We start from the raw sequence: 17269 nt of genomic DNA, 5'->3' as shown, positions 1-17269 counted from the left end.
TATTTCAAAAATAAGGAAATACTATTTAACGACGTTACATACATATAGGAGGACAATATGAAACCTGAATTTTTAAAAGCTATACATGAAGCGATTGGAAATGTTGAGCATATTCATATAGAAGAAAGTGGTGCAGATAGTTTACTTATCCACCATGATGATGCACAGCAATTAAAACAAGTTGCTGAAACGTTAGAACACAATAATTTCCGCTCTACTATTAGAACAGCTGGAGATGCTTCTTATATTGAAGTGTTGAACAGATAAAGAGAAGTCCCAGCTATGTGCTGGGCTTTATTCTTTTATATTGAAATTTCAAACTCTTTCACATACACCGCTGTTCCAGCAATATCAATTTGTAAGTTATCATTTTCTACATCTTTCGTTACATAAACCATTACACGACCATCTTTATTTATTTCCTGTCCTTGCTCAACGATTAACTCCAGTTCATGGTCAAAATCTTTCTCCAAATACGTCGCATAATACGCTCCCATTACACCTGAAGCTGTTCCTGTCACAGGATCTTCTATTGTTCCAGAATAAGGTGATGAGAAATGACGACCGTGCATTTTTGCTTCTGCATCATATGTTTCCAAGCAAAGTGGATGAATAGAAGCGTTAGATATTTCTTTTAATACCGATGGAAATTTATCATTATTAGGTTTCATTCTTTCACATGCATCTAGATTTTTAATCGGTACAATTACAGTCCAGTTCCCCGTACTTCCATATACAATCGGTACACTTGCATCTAAATCCGTTACTTCCAAACCGATACTATGAGCTAATTCTTGTTTTGAACCTGCAAAATCTTTAAACTGAGGTGCTGCCTGCCTCATTTTAATAAAGGTTTCTCCATTTTCATTTGCACCTATTTGTATTGGTAAAACACCTGCCTTCGTTTCAATCGTAAGGTTTGTTTTTTCTTCTAATAAACCTCTTTCACGCAAGGCATATATAGTGCCAACTGTCCCATGACCACATAAATTCATTTCAAACCCTGGTGTAAAATAGCGCATTCTTATATCTGCTACTTCTGAAGAAAGAACGAAAGCTGTTTCGTTAAATCCAACCTTTTCAGCAATACGCTGCATTTCCTCTTCCGTTAATCCATCCGCCTCTAGTACAACACCTGCTGGATTTCCCATATTTGGTTTATTCGTAAATGCGTCGTAATGAAATACGTTTATAGTCTTCATTTCTTTGTCCCCTAATCTTCTTCTAACTTTCCAATTGTTAATACTTGTAAGATTGTACTTTACCACTTCAATTCCCCTACACCCGGCTCAATAAACTTACCCGAAACATCCTCATTTGAATCTATTACCCAATCATATATATTTTTTGCTCCTTCAGCCGGAGTCATATTCGCATCAAAGGCACCAATGTCAGTCTTTAATTTTCCAGGGTGAATTGCGGTTACACGAATTCCTTTATTCTCAAACTCTTGTTGTAAGCAGAGCGTTAACATATTTTGTGCGGCTTTTGCGATCCGATATGAATATGAGAACTTACCTTGTGGAAACTCTTTGTTCGCCATTTTATGCAATGAACCTAAACGAGAGGATACATTTATTATTCTTGGTTGATTCGACTTAGTTAAAGCCACATATGTACCTTTTACAGCTCGAATAACTCCTAAGCAATGAACATTAAATAGTTCCATTAACTCTTCAGAATTTGTACGTAAAATCTCGGTTTCCTTACCAGTAATTCCAGCGTTATTTATAACTAGATCAATATACTTTGTATATTCCTCCAGCTGGTTCTTAATTTGCTCCGTACTCTCATCAATCGATAAGTCTGCTAATATAGGAAAACATCTAGAACTAAACATTTTCTTCAATTGCGTTACCGCAACCTCAGTTCTAACTAGCGGATAAACAATATGTCCATTTTCATGAAACACTTTCACTAGCTGTAACCCTAATCCACGATTTCCACCTGTAATAAGTACCCTCATATATCCATCTCCTTATTTTTATAATAAATAAGAAAATCTGCCCACTTACCATTCCCCATAGAAAATGCCTCTCTCGTACATTCAAATGAAAAACCAGCTCTTTCTGCAAGACGAATAGATGGCTCATTATCGATATGTATATGTAATTCGATTCTATGAAATTGAAGGCCATTAAAAAACAACGGCAGCGCAGCTATTACACTTTCTGCTCCGTATCCATTTTTCCAATATTGATTATGAATAGAGTAGCCCATCATCGCCCATTGATAGTCCATACGTAAAATTTTTATAAGTTCTAGCTTTCCAATATTGGCGCCATCTTCTTTCTGAAAAATACCTAGAACGTACATTTCATCCCGTCTTGCCGCCTCATCAAATCCTCTTATCCATTCCGTAAACCATTCTTTCGTTGAAGACGACATGTCATGATAGCCATCATCGTATTTATATTGAGATGGTAACCTCTTATTGAATCCATCTAACCAACTTTCATAATCCTCTTTTTGAAATGGACGAATAATCAGTCTCTCTGTCTCTACTTGTAATAGTGGCAGCTTCATTTATATCTCTTCCTTTAATTTTTAATTGAATATTCTTTATTATCTTACACAAAATACAAAATCTAGTAAATCATTATGTTTTTTATAAACAAAAATCCAGTTATGCTTTTTACATAACTGGATTCTTCATTATTTAATAACCTTTTATTTCACAAGAAAAACATCCCTTAATTCCCTCTTCAACACTTTCCCTAAAGCGTTTTTCGGTAATTCGTCCATAAATACAACTTCTGGTATTTTATAGCTTGCTAGTTTTTCTTTACAATGCTGAATAATCTCTTCTTCTGTTAAAGACGTTTGAATGTCCTTTACAATGTAAGCTGTTGGAACCTCCCCCCAAAAGTCATTTGGGATCCCAACTACTGCAACTTCTAAAACGCCATTTATTTCATGAATTACATCTTCTACTTGATCTGGATATACGTTGTCACCACCGCGTACGATAACGTCTTTATATCTTCCCATAATATGTAGAAATCCATCATCATCTATCATACCGGCATCACCCATGTTAAACCAATTATCTTTTACTACCTTCTTTGTTGCCTCTTCATTATTCCAATATCCTTTAAACATGTACGGGCTTTTCACGTGAATCTCTCCAACTTTATTTGTTGTTAGCTCATCACCTGTTTCTGGATGAACAATTTTCAGCTCTACATGTTTCAAAGTTTTCCCTACAGAAGACATTTTTTCTTTTCCCATATTTGGATGCCAAGAAGTTACTACCCAACCTTCTGTACTCCCATAACCTTGCACCATATAAATGCCTTTTTCCATATATTTTTGAATGAGTGTTTCTGGCACCTTTGTACCACCACTTTGCGCTACTTTAAAGGCCGAAATGTTGCGCTCTTTTTTATCTAATTCATCAAGCATGTAACTATAAACAGCTGGGAACGCAAGCATCGTAGTAATTTTCTCTTCTTCAATCTTATCCCAAATAAGAGTAGGATTCGAATCAGCTAAAAAGACCATCGTAACGCCATGATAAATACAATTTAAAATAGAAAGCACGCCACTCATATGAAACAATGGGTGCACTGATAAAAAGCGTTCACCTGCTGGAATTTCTCTTTGCCCCGCAATTTCAGTAAAATAATGGTGTAAGTTTTTATGACCAATTACACATGCTTTTGCCTGTCCAGTCGTTCCTGAAGTAAATAAATAAATGGCATCATCATCTTCATGAACTTCCACATTCGGCTCTGTTATTGGCTGTTCCTTTAATTTTAATTCAAATGAGCCAAATCCTTCTTTTGTCGTCTCAATTACATAAGGAATTTCTTTAACTCCATTAATCTTTAATACAACTTCACTAAATTCATCATCAATAACTAATACTTTTAATCTCGCTTCTTTTACAATCGATTCTAATTCATAAGCAGTAAGCTGATGATTAAGCGGAATAAATACCGCTCCAATTTTTAAGCTTGCCATCATAACGCTTGGAAACGGATGATTATTTTTGCATAAGATCCCTATGCGATCCCCTTTTTGTACACCACTATGTAACAAGTAATGTGCAAGCTGATTTACTCGTTCATTATATTGTTGAAACGAATACCTTTTCTCTCCCCCAACAAGCGCTTCCAAATTTGGTGATTGTATTGCTCTTTTTGGTAATAATTGTCGCATCGTTCTCAAGTAAAACTCCCCTTTATATATGTTAGGTTTTTTATTTTACCAGATTAAATATTAATTTACTAAAGATTACACTTAGTGAATATAAAATAAATAAAAAATAGCCATCTACTTATCAAGTAAATGGCTATTTCTCCTCATATATTAGAATACTTCTTGTTCATAACATATTGTACATACTCAGGTGCACTTTTATTAATCTCTTCATCACTGATTTCATATTCTGCTCCATATAAATAAAATGATGGTATAAATTCCATTCCTGTATATAAGCTTGTAGCGTGAAATGGTTTCGTTAATTCATCCATTGTGGTTCCGCTATTTTTATAGTCTTTTTCTAATCCACCTATAGAAATAGCTACACCAAACTCTTTCCCCTTCACTTTATCCCCATTAGATCCGTAAGCAAATCCATATGTTAATACATCGTCAAACCATTTTTTTAATAATGGTGGTGAGCTATACCAGTAGAACGGAAATTGAAATATATATCGGTCATGTTCTACTAACAGCTTTTGTTCCTCTTCAATATTAAACTCCCAATTTGGTGCCACTTTATATAGTTCATGCACCGTAATTTCATCTGAATATTTCTCAAGTTCTTCTACCCATCTTTTATTAATTCGAGACTTTTCAATATCAGGATGTGCTACAATTACAAGTGTTTTCATATATTTTCTTCCCCCTTATAAATAATTCAAACGCTTTAGTATTAGTATGAATGAGTCACATATAATTGAAAAGTACGTACTTTCAGGTGCTATAGGAACCTTGAGGTACCTTTGGAGGTGTTATATGAATCAAAATGATGACTGCCCAATTGCAACGACACTCGATGTAATCGGTGGAAAATGGAAAGTTTATATTTTATGTGTTTTGATGGATGGAAAAATGCGAACAAATGAAATCAAACGAGAAATTCCAAACCTTACACAAAAAGTTCTTACACAGCAACTTCGGCAACTTGAAGCTGATGGGATTATCCATCGTACCGTATATCAAGAAGTACCACCAAAGGTTGAGTACACAATAAGTGAACACGGAAAATCTTTAATGAAAATTATGAATGAACTATTTGAATGGGGAAAAGATCATCAGATGAAAAGATTAAATGACTAAAAGAACCCTACCTACTTTGTTACATCTTCTATGCAAAGAATTCTTTTGAAATTTTGTAATAGGAGTATCGTCACATAACTATTAAGTTAAGAAAATAGATTACCCCCAAAATGAACTTCTTTGCTATAAAAGACAAAAAGTTTCTGTTTTGGGGGCACTATAAAATTTAAACTTGATACCGATGTGTTACTAACCCAATTTGATATAGGCTTCGTGAATTTCGTGTGTTTGTCCTCGTTGTAGCTGGAATGGATTTGGCAATTATTACAGAAAAAAGAAACAACCTCTACTATGATTGACGTTGTATGAGCTTAGCTTGATAGCGATGTGGCTGAACCCCTAAACTTACAATTTTCTTTTTTCGGTCGTATCGGGCCTTATAGCATTTAGGTAATCAGCTATTTGTTAATCGTGAGGCAGATATTTTTAGCTAAAAACCCAATAATAGAAATATAATACAGATTACGAACCCTTTTACACGTATCTCGGCTGAACCTCAGAATCACATATTGTTATGACTACTGCTATTCTTCTCTAATTACATCTATAACGTTATCCTTTTTAATTTTCCGAAGCGGAATTAGTACCGATACATAACTAATCAACAGTGCAGTTATAAATGTGATAAAGCTAGCCTGATAAGGAATAATCCATTCAAACGACACCGTATTTGACAGTGCTACATAAAGAATATACGACAGCATACAGCCGAAAAAGATTCCTTGTATACTTCCAAAGAAACCGTACAGGAGTCCTTCATATATAACCATCTTTTTCAAATCCTTTTGCGACATACCAATCGATTTTAAAGCAGCTAATTCTTTTCTTCTCATAATGATGCTGACTGTAATGGTATTTAAAATATTTACACAACCAATCAGTGTAATAACAGCTATAAATCCGTACCCTAATATTTTTATATAAAGTATATTATCTTTATGGAAATTACTTTGAACAATATTATTTTTTACATCTATAGGTGCATCTCCACCCAGTTTCTTTTGTATATCTAAAATTGTAGCATCAGCCTGAGCTTGATTTTCTAATTCAATTTCAAAACCTGTTAATTTTTGTGGGGATTGTGTAATATAATCAGCTACTTGTTCGCTAGTAATAAAAGTTATGGTATCCATCGCTCTGCTCATATTAAAAATATCCAATTCTACAATTGCGGCTATTTTTAAAGTTTCTAGTTTTTCTTCATTGTAGGAGGTTTCCTCTGTAGATTTTCTTTCCTGCTGACTTGTTAATTGGATTTCATCCCCTACCTGAAAAGTACTTAGAGAACCTATATATTTTTTACTTGTATTCATATCATTTGATGCAGCTTGTTTTACTAAAATAACTTCTTTTTCACGATTTAATTTTGAAATATCAATTCTTCCACTAGTTACATTTTCAGCTAGTTTCTTTAAACTATTCTCATCGTATGCTTTTATTTGTGTTTTCATAATTTCTACAGTTTGATTATTATATTTTACTTTTTGATACAGCGATTCATTTCCTTGTAATTCTTTAATTTGTTTATTTTTTGGTACTTTCGTATAAAATTCATTTGCCTGATATTGCTTGTACAGCTTCTCTACATTATTGACTTTATAAATATTTCGACTCATACGATCTATGCTAGGCTTGTCTAAATTTGAATTAAGCATAACTGATATGTCCGATTTTAGAGCTTGAATTTCCGGTTGTTTACGCTGAATGACAGTATCTATGAGAAACGTAAACGTAATATACAGTACACTACTTATAATAATAGACAATATTGTAACTGTATATCTATTGGGATTCCTTTGGATATTTTTTAATGCCATACTTAACGGAAAAGATAGTGGTTTCTTTAACTTTGTTCTCTTTTTTTTCTTTATTTTTTCTTTTTTTATAGCTAATCGGCTACTTACGGCCAGTAACGGTGAAATTCTACCTGCAAAAAAAGCAGGAAAATAGCTTGAAATATAGACAGTTATCAATGTAATTAAAGAACTTACACATATAATTAACCAATCGAATTTAATTGTATATCCCATAGCGTTTTTAAGTACGTTTATCAGTACTTGATTAAGTAAAAAGACTACTAATATACTGCACAAAATCCCAAAAAAGATAGCAATAATAGAAAGAAATGTTGCTTCCCTTATCACAATTTTTCTAATTTGTTTTTTTGTAGCTCCTATACTTCTCAATAACCCAAACTGTTTCATTCGCTCTACTATACTAATTTGAAATGCATTGTAAATAATAACAATCGTAGAAATCACAACAATCCCAATACTAATAGTGGCTGCCACCATGATCTCCACACTAGGCTTTAAGGCTCTCTTTAATTCGTTATTTACTTTTATATTTTCTTTATTCGTCAATAATTTAAATTGATTTTCAACTTCATCAAAGTTTGCGTACTTATTGAATTCAATCAATACGCTACCTTCTCCAACTTTAAACTTATTTTTATATGTCAATAATTGACCTGTTTTATTTTCCTGAGTACTACTAGACTTATTTAGCAAACCAACAAGTTTATATTTTTTTTCATGAATAGTAAACATACCGCCTACTTTAAGATTGGGCCCAAAGTAAGGTAGCATCCATTTTTCCAAAACAGCCTCGTTTTCATTTGAAGGTAGCTTACCTTGTACAGGCATACTAGAATTTAACAGCTTTAATGCTTGTTGGTCTGCATACATATAAGAGACAGCTATTTCATCAACATTGAGCGTCTCTCCTGGAGTTATGGTGCCATAAGAAGATATATTCGGATTACTTTTTATCATATTGAAAAGCTTTTGATTATAATTTTCAACTGAAATATTTGCGGAACCCATAGAACCTTTTTTAGCATTTTCAATTCCCGAAGTGTATCCGCTATTAAAAAACAGTCCAATCGTTGTTATTAGCGCCAATGCTAAAATAATCCCTGTTAATGTTAGCAAAGTACGTTTGATATTACTTCTGAGATATTTTTGACTTAACTGTTTGTAACTACGAATCAATATTCCTCCCCTCCACAGTTTGCATGATTTTGTACTAATTGTTTATCTGAAATAATCATTCCATCTTCAATGGTTATTATTCGATCAGAATTTGATGCGATAGCAGGGTCATGGGTAATTAAAATCACCGTCTGATTATATTTTTTAGCTGTTACTTTTAATAAATTCAGAACTTCATTTGTATTTTTTGTATCTAGATTTCCGGTTGGTTCATCCGCTAAGATAATATCAGGTTTATTTATAAGAGATCTACCAATAGATACCCTTTGTTGTTGACCACCCGATAATTCAGATGGCAAATGATCTCGTCTTTCATTTAATCCTAGAGTTCGTATAATTTCATCCAGGTAATGATCATCTACCTGTTCCTCATCCAATAGAGCTGGCAAAGCAATATTTTCTTGTACATTCAAGACAGGAATCAAATTAAAAAACTGAAATATAAAGCCAACTTTTCTTCGGCGAAAAATAGATAGTTCATTATCTTTATAATTGTAGATATTTTCACCTCCTATAAACACATTTCCTGAACTCGGACGATCCAGCCCTCCTAAAATATGCAATAACGTACTTTTACCAGAACCTGACGCTCCAACTATGGTTACGAATTCTCCCCTATGAATGGAAAGATTAATTCCTTTTAACGCCTGTACTTGCGTTTCTCCCTCTCCATATGTTTTTACTACATTTTCTAATCTAACAACCTCCATACAACTCATCCTTTTCACAGATTAATTTTGAATCTCTACAAAATAGATTTTATCCTTATCGTAGTCACCATTCTCGTCTTTCACTTCATACACTTTTGTAATGTTTTCAACCACCTTTTTTACCTTGTTTTTATTTTTATAATCAAAATTTTCTTTTGCAAACTTAATTAACGAAAGACTTACTTCTTTTTCTTTTAATTGTTTATATGTTTCCTCATTAACAATTACTATTGGTGATGAAAAATAACCAATCCAATTATTTTGTTCAATATGTTGAACAGGTATCATTTGTCCATTTAAATTTAAATTCCCATCCTTTATTTCCTCATCTTCTGCTGTTTTCCTATAAAACAAGTTTTTTCCACTCGCTAATTCTTTTATTTCTTTTACCGGGGTTGAAGTCATTGAAGAACTATCTTTTTCTAAGGGCGTTCTTATAATTCCTTTTTTTAAGAATTTTTCAGCTGTAGATTTTGTAATTACCGCATATTGTTTCTTTCTAACAAATGGTTTATCAAGTTCCTTATCCATCTCTTCTTCAGTCATATTTCCTGCTTTTTCTTTCCATTCTTTCTTAATTTCTTCGTTCTGTTCGGTAGTGAGTTCTTGTTTTATTAATTCTGTGACCAATTTATAACTATAATCTGCTGTTTGTACGTTTTGATCTTTATACAGATTTTTAACAGCAGATATATTTTCTTTCGTTCCCGATACCATGATACCGTTTACTGGTTGTGAGGGACCATTTATATAACGATTTACAGCAAACCCTATACCTATAAAAATTGCTGTTACTGCTAGAAATCCTATTACCTTTTTCATTTTCTTCCTCCTCATATACTATGTTTAATCTGGGATTAGAACAGTGGTTTTCTTCTTTAAATAAAACAGTGGCTAAAATGCTAAAAGTCTTAATAAAGAATGATTACCTTCAGTATAGACGTCTTTAATTGCTAATTGAATAACTCTTGTCTTACTATATATACTTTAATCTTACAGTTTAGTAAGATTACTAAATCTAACTTTTTATATACTCGTAACTCTGCTCAAGATATATTTTAAAATTGTACACTTAAATGGCTTTTATACACTTATTTAAGTACACACATACTTTTCAAATTCTCGAAAATCCGCTCCCATTCGGCTCTTAATCTCAATGAGCTGTTTTTAAAATTCATTTACATAATTAATGCGAATCCAATTTTCATTTAACATTTTTGTATAAGATAACTTTAATAAAACATTACTGATTTTATAAAGACGTACAAATTCAACAGGACTCTATTACAAGGTTTTTCAAAATATAAGCAAGAACATGTATGAATTACGTAAATATTCTGCTTTAAATAATTGTTGTATCTCATTATGTGCTGAAAAGCTGAAAGCCGATTTGGGTATTATGCTTATACTCAGAAAAGCCTCTAAAAGTCCATTTCCATACTAAACTATTTTAAATTAGCCAATCAACGTGTAAAATAACTGTCATAATCTAAAATACTGCCATAATCAAAGACAAATGAGGAGAGATACTGTGGATAAAGTATTATTCGTTGAAGACGATAACGATCTAGGAATGGCTATTGAGTTTACTCTAAAAGGAGAAGGACTTGAGGTTATAAGAGTTTCTACTGTACAAGATGCAAAAGATCAATACGAAAATAATAAATTTGACTTAGCTATATTGGATGTTGGACTCCCAGATGGAAATGGGTATGATTTATGTACCTATCTTAAAAGAAAAGGTGATATACCTATTATTTTTCTCACAGCACTAGATGAGGAGGCAAATGTAGTAATGGGCCTTGAAATTGGTGGGGATGATTATATAACAAAACCCTTCAGGGTAAAAGAGCTATTATCTAGAGTAAAGGTACAATTAAGAAAAAAAATTAAAACAGCTTCTAATACTATATTGAGGTCTGGAAATATACAGCTTGAAGTTGAGGCGGCCAGAGCTTTTAAGCATGAGAAAAGTATAAATTTAACGCATTTAGAATACAAACTCTTATTAACGTTAATGCTAAATCCTCATAAAGTATTACAAAGAAATGAGATATTGAAAAAAATAGCAGATGAAAGTGAAGTGTTTTTCGATGAAAATACTCTTTCTGTTTATGTAAAAAGATTAAGAAGTAAAATTGAGGATACTCCACAAAACCCTAACTACATAATCACACAAAGAGGTCTCGGATATTATTGGAATAAAGACGTCAGTAAGGAGTAATTTAATGATAAATCGAGAAATAAAAATTAATATACTTACATTAGCATTAATCTCTTTTTTATTTATTATATATCAAGTTATCACAGTTCATATTCTATATGACCATTTAAAAAATGATTATATTACTATTTGGAGTGAAATTACCGGAAAACTTATTGCACAAAACCCAGAAAATGAATACGAAATAATACAAACACTTACAAATGATACAGCGAATAAAAAAGATTATTCCAGTGATGGAGAAATGCTATTAAATCAATATGGTCTATCTGCTGAATTGGATTCAAGACTTTTTCCTTATTTAAATAAACATATATCCCAAAACAATATATACATGCTCCTTGGAGTAATAGGGTTCAGTTTAATCCTAATTTTTCTAAATTACTTACAATATAAATCTTTTTTCTTAAAAATTAGAAATGTAACAGCTGCAGCGAATAAAATTATTGAAGGTGATTACACCATTGATATCAAGGAAAATAGAGAAGGAGATTTAGCTAAACTTGCTAATTCTTTTCATAAACTGAAAAATGTTATTAGAAAAAGTATGCATAATTTATTGGAAGAGAAACAATTTTTAATTCAAACTTTACAAGATATTTCTCATCAACTAAAAACACCACTCTCAACACTAACAGTGAACAACGATATCTTATTACAAGGTAAATTAAATGAACAGCAACATCATTTTTTACACAATAATGATGTTCAAATTTCAAGAATCAGCTTTTTAATACATAATTTATTAAAAGTTTCAAAAATAGATGCTAGGGCAATACTATTTGAAAAAGAAAACTCTGATATTATTGATACAATTTATGAGGCCATTGCTAGTTTGAACAGTAAATTAAATAAAAAAAATATGAACATACATTTAAAAACCAATGAAAAAATATCACTTTTCCATGACAGTATTTGGATGCAAGAAGCTTTATTAAATATTTTAAAGAATTCTATTGAACATTCAAATGAGAATGGTTCCATTTATATTGAAGTCACAAACTCTCCTATTCATACTGAAATTATAATTCAAGATTTTGGTGAAGGTATTGCATCAGAAGATTTGCCATATATATTCGATAGATTTTACAAAACAAAAAATTCTAATAAAGAAGGGTCCATTGGAATTGGCTTAGCACTAACAAAATCAATTATCGAAGCTCATCATGGATTTATTAAAGTAGAAAGCCAAAAACACTCATTCACAAAATTCACAATAACTTTTATGAAGTATTAATAGTTCATAAAAGTTATTGTAAAATCCTAACCTTTGAGTATAATTTTAAAAAATTAATCATCTGTTGAAAAAAAGAAATTCGATTAATTTTTCATAAATGACTGTAGAGAGATAAATTTTTCGTTTTGGGGGTAATTAAAAATTTTAGCTTGATAGGCCTAGGATACCGCCACATCGCTATCAACTTAAGAAAACAAGTTACCCCAAAAAGAGAAAAATAAACTTCGATGCTATAAAAACACAAAATTTCCATTTAGGGGGTACTTTAAAATCTTAGCTTGATGTGCATGGGAAGTACCTCCAAAAACGAAAAAATTTATTTGGCGGGATTTGCTTTTGTTATCTTCATAGCGATTCGGTATCGCCACATCACTATTAAGTTAACAAAACGCTGACTTCTCAAAAGAACTAACTGCAGGGAAAGAAAATTAAATATTCTTATAAATATAACTCTCGTATAGGAGTCTTAAAAATTATAGCCACAGAATTACTTTCGTATCCTCTTCTTAATTTTGCAGGCTAGAAAATCAGCATTTAAACTAAACTTGCTAATATCGCTTTTGTACGATTGTCCGTTACCTCATAATAAATTTCTAATCCTTTTCGAGTACCTGTAACGATTTTAGCAGCTTTTAGTTTGGATAAATGTTGACTAATTGTACTTTGGGGCATTTGTAAATCCCCATACATTGTTGTTACATTCGTAGGGCCTTTTGCAAGCATTATTTTTACTAAGGATAAACGGACAGGATGTGCCAATACCTTTAATACTTCAGCGATTTCTTCATACATTTCTTTTGTTTTTTTCATATTTTTTCTCCCCTTTTATATAAATATTAATGATATCCATATATATAATTCGAAAGGATATACGATTTTATGTCCGTCATTTTAAAAAATATTAAGAAATTCCTTCAGATGGAAGGAATCCCTCTGTTCAATATTCTATAGATTTTTCTTCCACTCGATATTATGTGGTAGGAGCTTTCCTTACTGAGACCCTCTACCATTGTTCCCTTGCTGATTCCCATTATTTCCTTGTGATCCTCTACCGTTGTTCTCTTGCTGATTTCCATTATTCCCTTGCGATTCTCTTCCGTTGTTCCCTTGACCATTCCCATTATTTCCTTGCGATTCTCTTCCGTTGTTCCCTTGACCATTCCCATTATTTCCTTGCGATTCTCTTCCGTTGTTCCCTTGACCATTTCCATTATTCCCTTGCGATTCTCTTCCGTTGTTCCCTTGACCATTTCCATTATTCCCTTGCGATTCTCTTCCGTTATTCTCTTGCTGATGCCCATTATTCCCTTGCGATTCTCTTCCGTTGTTCCCTTGCTGGTTTCCATTATTTCCTTGTGACTCTCTTCCCTTGTTTCCTTGCCCATTTCCATTATTTCCTTGTGACCCTCTGCCGTTGTTTCCTTGCCCATTTCCATTATTTCCTTGTGACCCTCTGCCGTTGTTTCCTTGCCCATTTCCATTATTTCCTTGTGATCCTCTTCCGTTGTTCTCTTGCTGATTCCCATTATTTTCTTTTATTTGCTTCGGTTGTTGTTCATTAGATTGCTTTTGTTCTATATGCTCTTTCTTCTCGTTGCTTTCTTCTTTTACAGGAGATGCGTCCGATGATGCATCAGAAGATGACTTTTGTTGTTCTTGATTAGGCGGCGATGCAGGTGGAGTAAGCGATTTCTGCTTCTCTTTCTCTTGCTTTATATAAACACCTGTGCCAACTCCTGCTTTATTGGCATCCTCCCGTATTTGCATCGTACTGCTTTGATATTCGACTGTAACATGTTTTATCTCATACTCTTTCTTTAATTCCTGCATAGCCTTTTCCAACTGTGGTTCTAGCGATTTGTCCTTTGTAACAGCTGTTAGCATAACTTGCTTATCATTCGTTAAGTACTTATCCTTTTGACTCTGCTTTATAATAGTACGTATTACGTCTTGCAGATGCTTATTTTCCCACCCTTTCATTTCTTTTAAAATACGCCTTCCATCATCATTACAAGCCCGCAAATCTATAACACGAAGATCTTCCGTTACGCTCGCCTCTAAACTTGGATTTATATCAACTGAGACATAAGCAAACACTTTTTCTTCCGGTTGATTGTAGAAAAACAGCAATACGCATAGAAAACCAGCAACAATTACTGTTGTAGGCTTTAAGAAAGGTGGCATTGAAAAACGCGGTGCTCTTTGCTCTTGTTCGTTAAACGAGATTTCCTCTCCAATCATGTAAGAGTGTACTTTTCTTTTAAACGTAATAAACTCTCCATTTGGAGTTAAAACAACTACGTTATGTTTCTTTATATCCATCACAATTCCTTTATTCATCATGCTTCTCCCCTCTTATATAATCCAGAATATATGTATAGTTGTTTGCAAAGATAATACACATCGCAATAATGTATTTTCGATGTCGCTCCAACGTTTTACGACTTACCCTAACACGTGGTTCAATATGTTTAAGGGGTAACTTTTTCTTTCGGAATAGCTCTTCCATCATTTTCTCGTCTTTTATAATAATCTTTACAATTTCTATTAAGTGCTCACGCGTATCACGATGCTTAGGTGATTCCTTAGCAAGCTCTGAAAATGTGATTTTAAACTCAGCTAGCACACTTTGAAAATGAAGAATTTCCTCCTTACGGTTACTATTTTCCATCTCTTTCATATACTCCGTAAGCGATACTTGTATTTCTAATATTTCCTCTTGCTTATCTTCTTTTAAAAAGACAAGATTATGCTTAGACTCCTTGCGTATATAGTCAATTACATCTCTTTTTATAAGAAGATCAGCAAACGCTAGAAAAGATTTTCCTTTTTTATATGAATACTGTTCAATTGCTTCGTTAAACGCAAACAATCCAATACTATATTCATCATCCTGTTCTGTAATGTACCTGCGGCAGACAGACGAGATTGATTTTCTAATAAACGGCTGATACTGTACGATAAAAGCTTCCTTATCTCCTCCGTTGTTTTGTATGTTAAATACGATATTTTCTATTTTCGTTTTTTTTAAGATTTTCATTACTAAACTCAACACTAGTAATCTCCCTGCCTCCTTCTGCTTCAAATAGCAAAATGGTCACTAAACAAGTGACCATTTAACCACATTTTCTTAGTACTTTTCTTTGGGCTTGTCTACTTGCTGGTGCTCATATTTTTCGAGGCCGACTTTTTATATGACTATTTTTTCCACTTGTACTAAAGTGAAGTCTGTATTTTGTATTACTTTCTTGTTTTCTTTTGCAATACCACTTGTTCTTCTTGCTCTTTTCTATTTTAGCTGCAATCTTTGAATAACTCTTCGCTATATTTTTGGTAATTTTAGCTTTTTCTTTCATTTGTTTTCTTCTACTTATATATATTCGAAGGAATAAATAATTTTATGGGGGTCAAAAAAATATTTTTTATAAAATAGTTATTTTTTCAAAAATAAAAACCATCAATTGGAAGAAACTCGTTATAACTCCTCCTTATGGTAATTCCTTTGTAAACCTTTTTATTTAAATGTATAATTGTATTAAAAGTCTAAAATTTCAGAATCGGAGGGCAGCGTCATGAAAAGTTTTGGTACGTTAGTAATCTCTACCGTCATTTCAGCAGGCTTAGTGTATTATAATATCGATTCCTTTTATAATAAATTTACATCCGGGAATACATATTACTGGGTAAACGGTATCCTAGCTGCTGGATTCCTTATATCCTTAATTATCAACATAAAAGATATCATCAAGAAAAACTACACAACTTCTGAATCAAATTAAGGAGCCTATTATGGTTCCTTTTTCTATGCAAAATAAAAAAGCAGCTGTTAAGCTACTTTGAATTCTTCTTATCCCCAAATGAAATGATATATATATTCTCCCGTTACACGTTCATTAATTCCAGCGATCCTAGCGAATCTCATTAAGTCCGCCCCTTGAAGAAAATACACCGAGATCGTAACTGGTACTTGTGACCACATGAATTGATAAAGCTCATTCACTCTCTGATTCGTCGAAACGATTAAATCATTTACAGGTCCATGATTCCATGCAGAGGTTTGAACTGAAGTGAACGGAAGGTCTTTCCCATTAACCACTATTCTTACCACACTTTGAGTTATGTCCACAACAATCCCCTCCACCATTACAGAATTTAGACCTGTTTCTATACTCATATTCTTGATTAATAATAAATGTTTAAGGCAAACCCCTATTTTCATTTCTACTCAAAAACAATTTAAATGATAAAATAAAAAAGCAGCGCATTCGCTACTTTAAAATCTACATACTTCCCTTTTCTTTTGCTCTCTCATAAAGAACCGTGCGGCTTACACCTGTAACTTCACATATCTTCTTTACTGTAAGCTTGTTTTCCTTTCGGTTTGCAAGCAGATCTAAAGCATGTTCCATATTAGGATTATCATCATCGTACTTCTTAGGGCGCCCTTTATAAACACCACGCTCTTTAGCTAGTTCAATACCTTCTCGTTGCCGCATTCGAATTAGTTCACGTTCTAACTCATTAACACCAGCCATTACAGTGAGTCGGAAAGTGCTGTATGGATTATCGCTTGTAGTATCAAGCCAATTGTCTTTTAACGACTTAATAGAAGCCCCTTTTTCTTTAATTGTTTCTATGATACATTTCATTCGCTAGATTGATAAGCATTTCAAATGCCATCCCACGGTTTCCGAGTCCCATTGTTATTCCTCTCTTTCTATTAGTTGCGATAGGTAAGACTTTGAAGTTATCTCCATCTTTTCCCCCGCTTAGCACTGTACGTGCGACTTTCATCGCATACAGCGCCCCATCTTAT

17 protein-coding genes and 2 pseudogenes are annotated in these 17269 nt (G+C 32.9%); 5 read left to right on the top strand and 14 right to left on the bottom strand.

Features of this window, described 5'->3' with window-relative positions; all coding sequences use genetic code 11:
• Positions 1–57 precede the first annotated feature (57 nt).
• Positions 58–267: a hypothetical protein gene (locus tag ABH959_RS25060; RefSeq protein ID WP_002066340.1), complete on the top strand. Its 210-nt coding sequence runs from the start codon at positions 58–60 to the stop codon at positions 265–267.
• Positions 268–302: 35 nt separating this feature from the next.
• Here ABH959_RS25060 and ABH959_RS25055 read toward each other — a convergent pair whose 3' ends face one another.
• The 5 genes from ABH959_RS25055 to ABH959_RS25035 all read right to left on the bottom strand — a co-directional run bounded on the left by ABH959_RS25055 (position 303) and on the right by ABH959_RS25035 (position 4841).
• The gene (locus ABH959_RS25055; protein WP_113936103.1) at positions 303–1202 is read right to left on the bottom strand and encodes a PhzF family phenazine biosynthesis protein; all 900 of its coding nucleotides are present in this window, start codon (positions 1200–1202) and stop codon (positions 303–305) included.
• A 59-nt stretch (positions 1203–1261) separates the two neighbouring features.
• Positions 1262–1966, bottom strand: a complete 705-nt coding sequence (locus ABH959_RS25050) for an SDR family NAD(P)-dependent oxidoreductase (RefSeq protein ID WP_113935964.1) — start codon at positions 1964–1966, stop codon at positions 1262–1264.
• Positions 1963–2526 carry a GNAT family N-acetyltransferase gene (locus ABH959_RS25045; RefSeq protein ID WP_113935965.1) on the bottom strand — a complete coding sequence of 188 codons (564 nt, stop codon included), beginning with the start codon at positions 2524–2526 and terminating at the stop codon, positions 1963–1965. The genes ABH959_RS25050 and ABH959_RS25045 overlap by 4 nt, the downstream gene beginning before the upstream one ends.
• 144 nt (positions 2527–2670) lie before the next feature.
• On the bottom strand, positions 2671–4173 hold the full coding sequence (locus ABH959_RS25040) for a class I adenylate-forming enzyme family protein (RefSeq protein WP_113935966.1): 1503 nt from the start codon (positions 4171–4173) through the stop codon (positions 2671–2673).
• Between the two features lie 134 nt (positions 4174–4307).
• The gene (locus ABH959_RS25035) at positions 4308–4841 is read right to left on the bottom strand and encodes an NAD(P)H-dependent oxidoreductase (protein WP_002066333.1); all 534 of its coding nucleotides are present in this window, start codon (positions 4839–4841) and stop codon (positions 4308–4310) included.
• 124 nt (positions 4842–4965) lie between these two features.
• Here ABH959_RS25035 and ABH959_RS25030 point away from each other — a divergent pair, with 124 nt between their 5' ends.
• Positions 4966–5289: a winged helix-turn-helix transcriptional regulator gene (locus ABH959_RS25030; RefSeq protein WP_113935967.1), complete on the top strand. Its 324-nt coding sequence runs from the start codon at positions 4966–4968 to the stop codon at positions 5287–5289.
• 524 nt (positions 5290–5813) lie between these two features.
• Here ABH959_RS25030 and ABH959_RS25025 read toward each other — a convergent pair.
• From ABH959_RS25025 to ABH959_RS25015, 3 genes are read right to left on the bottom strand one after another with little or no spacing between them, the layout of a single operon-like run.
• Positions 5814–8282 (bottom strand): ABC transporter permease, encoded by a 2469-nt coding sequence (locus ABH959_RS25025; RefSeq protein ID WP_113935968.1) that lies wholly within the window; start codon positions 8280–8282, stop codon positions 5814–5816.
• On the bottom strand, positions 8279–8992 hold the full coding sequence (locus tag ABH959_RS25020) for an ABC transporter ATP-binding protein (RefSeq protein WP_016091832.1): 714 nt from the start codon (positions 8990–8992) through the stop codon (positions 8279–8281). The genes ABH959_RS25025 and ABH959_RS25020 overlap by 4 nt, the downstream gene beginning before the upstream one ends.
• Before the next feature lie 21 nt (positions 8993–9013).
• The gene (locus ABH959_RS25015; RefSeq protein ID WP_002137382.1) at positions 9014–9814 is read right to left on the bottom strand and encodes a lipoprotein BA_5634 family protein; all 801 of its coding nucleotides are present in this window, start codon (positions 9812–9814) and stop codon (positions 9014–9016) included.
• A gap of 709 nt (positions 9815–10523) precedes the next feature.
• On the opposite strand from ABH959_RS25015, the gene ABH959_RS25010 reads away from it, so the two are divergent.
• Positions 10524–11216 carry a response regulator transcription factor gene (locus tag ABH959_RS25010; RefSeq protein ID WP_002137384.1) on the top strand — a complete coding sequence of 231 codons (693 nt, stop codon included), beginning with the start codon at positions 10524–10526 and terminating at the stop codon, positions 11214–11216.
• Between the two features lie 4 nt (positions 11217–11220).
• Positions 11221–12453, top strand: coding sequence for a sensor histidine kinase (locus ABH959_RS25005; protein ID WP_113935970.1), 1233 nt, complete (start codon positions 11221–11223; stop codon positions 12451–12453).
• A gap of 534 nt (positions 12454–12987) precedes the next feature.
• Here the strand turns inward: ABH959_RS25005 and ABH959_RS25000 are convergent.
• The 3 genes from ABH959_RS25000 to sigI form a co-directional block, all read right to left on the bottom strand.
• A complete protein-coding gene (locus ABH959_RS25000) occupies positions 12988–13263 on the bottom strand; it encodes an ArsR/SmtB family transcription factor (RefSeq protein WP_002146515.1) in 276 nt (91 codons plus the stop codon).
• Between the two features lie 180 nt (positions 13264–13443).
• Complete coding sequence (locus ABH959_RS24995) at positions 13444–14796, bottom strand: anti-sigma factor domain-containing protein (RefSeq protein WP_142675672.1); 1353 nt, start codon at positions 14794–14796, stop codon at positions 13444–13446.
• On the bottom strand, positions 14786–15508 hold the full coding sequence (gene sigI / locus ABH959_RS24990) for an RNA polymerase sigma factor SigI (protein WP_113935971.1): 723 nt from the start codon (positions 15506–15508) through the stop codon (positions 14786–14788). The genes ABH959_RS24995 and sigI overlap by 11 nt, the downstream gene beginning before the upstream one ends.
• 517 nt (positions 15509–16025) lie before the next feature.
• Here sigI and ABH959_RS24985 point away from each other — a divergent pair.
• Positions 16026–16232: a hypothetical protein gene (locus tag ABH959_RS24985; RefSeq protein ID WP_000834521.1), complete on the top strand. Its 207-nt coding sequence runs from the start codon at positions 16026–16028 to the stop codon at positions 16230–16232.
• A 68-nt stretch (positions 16233–16300) separates the two neighbouring features.
• Here ABH959_RS24985 and ABH959_RS24980 read toward each other — a convergent pair whose 3' ends face one another.
• The 3 genes and pseudogenes from ABH959_RS24980 to ABH959_RS24970 all read right to left on the bottom strand — a co-directional run.
• Positions 16301–16672, bottom strand: a complete 372-nt coding sequence (locus ABH959_RS24980) for a hypothetical protein (protein WP_113935972.1) — start codon at positions 16670–16672, stop codon at positions 16301–16303.
• Positions 16673–16733: 61 nt separating this feature from the next.
• A pseudogene (locus tag ABH959_RS24975) lies at positions 16734–17093 on the bottom strand (recombinase family protein); the annotation flags it as partial.
• Positions 17086–17154 (bottom strand): annotated as a pseudogene (locus ABH959_RS24970) (Holliday junction resolvase RecU); the annotation flags it as partial. The pseudogenes ABH959_RS24975 and ABH959_RS24970, both read right to left, overlap by 8 nt.
• Positions 17155–17269: the final 115 nt, after the last annotated feature.

Source organism: Bacillus sp. RC51 (assembly GCF_044908115.1).
GTDB classification, from domain to species: Bacteria; Bacillota; Bacilli; order Bacillales; family Bacillaceae_G; genus Bacillus_A; species Bacillus_A mycoides.
The sequence above is the reverse complement of the archived record's forward strand: the minus strand, read 5'-3'. Positions and strand labels throughout refer to the sequence as shown.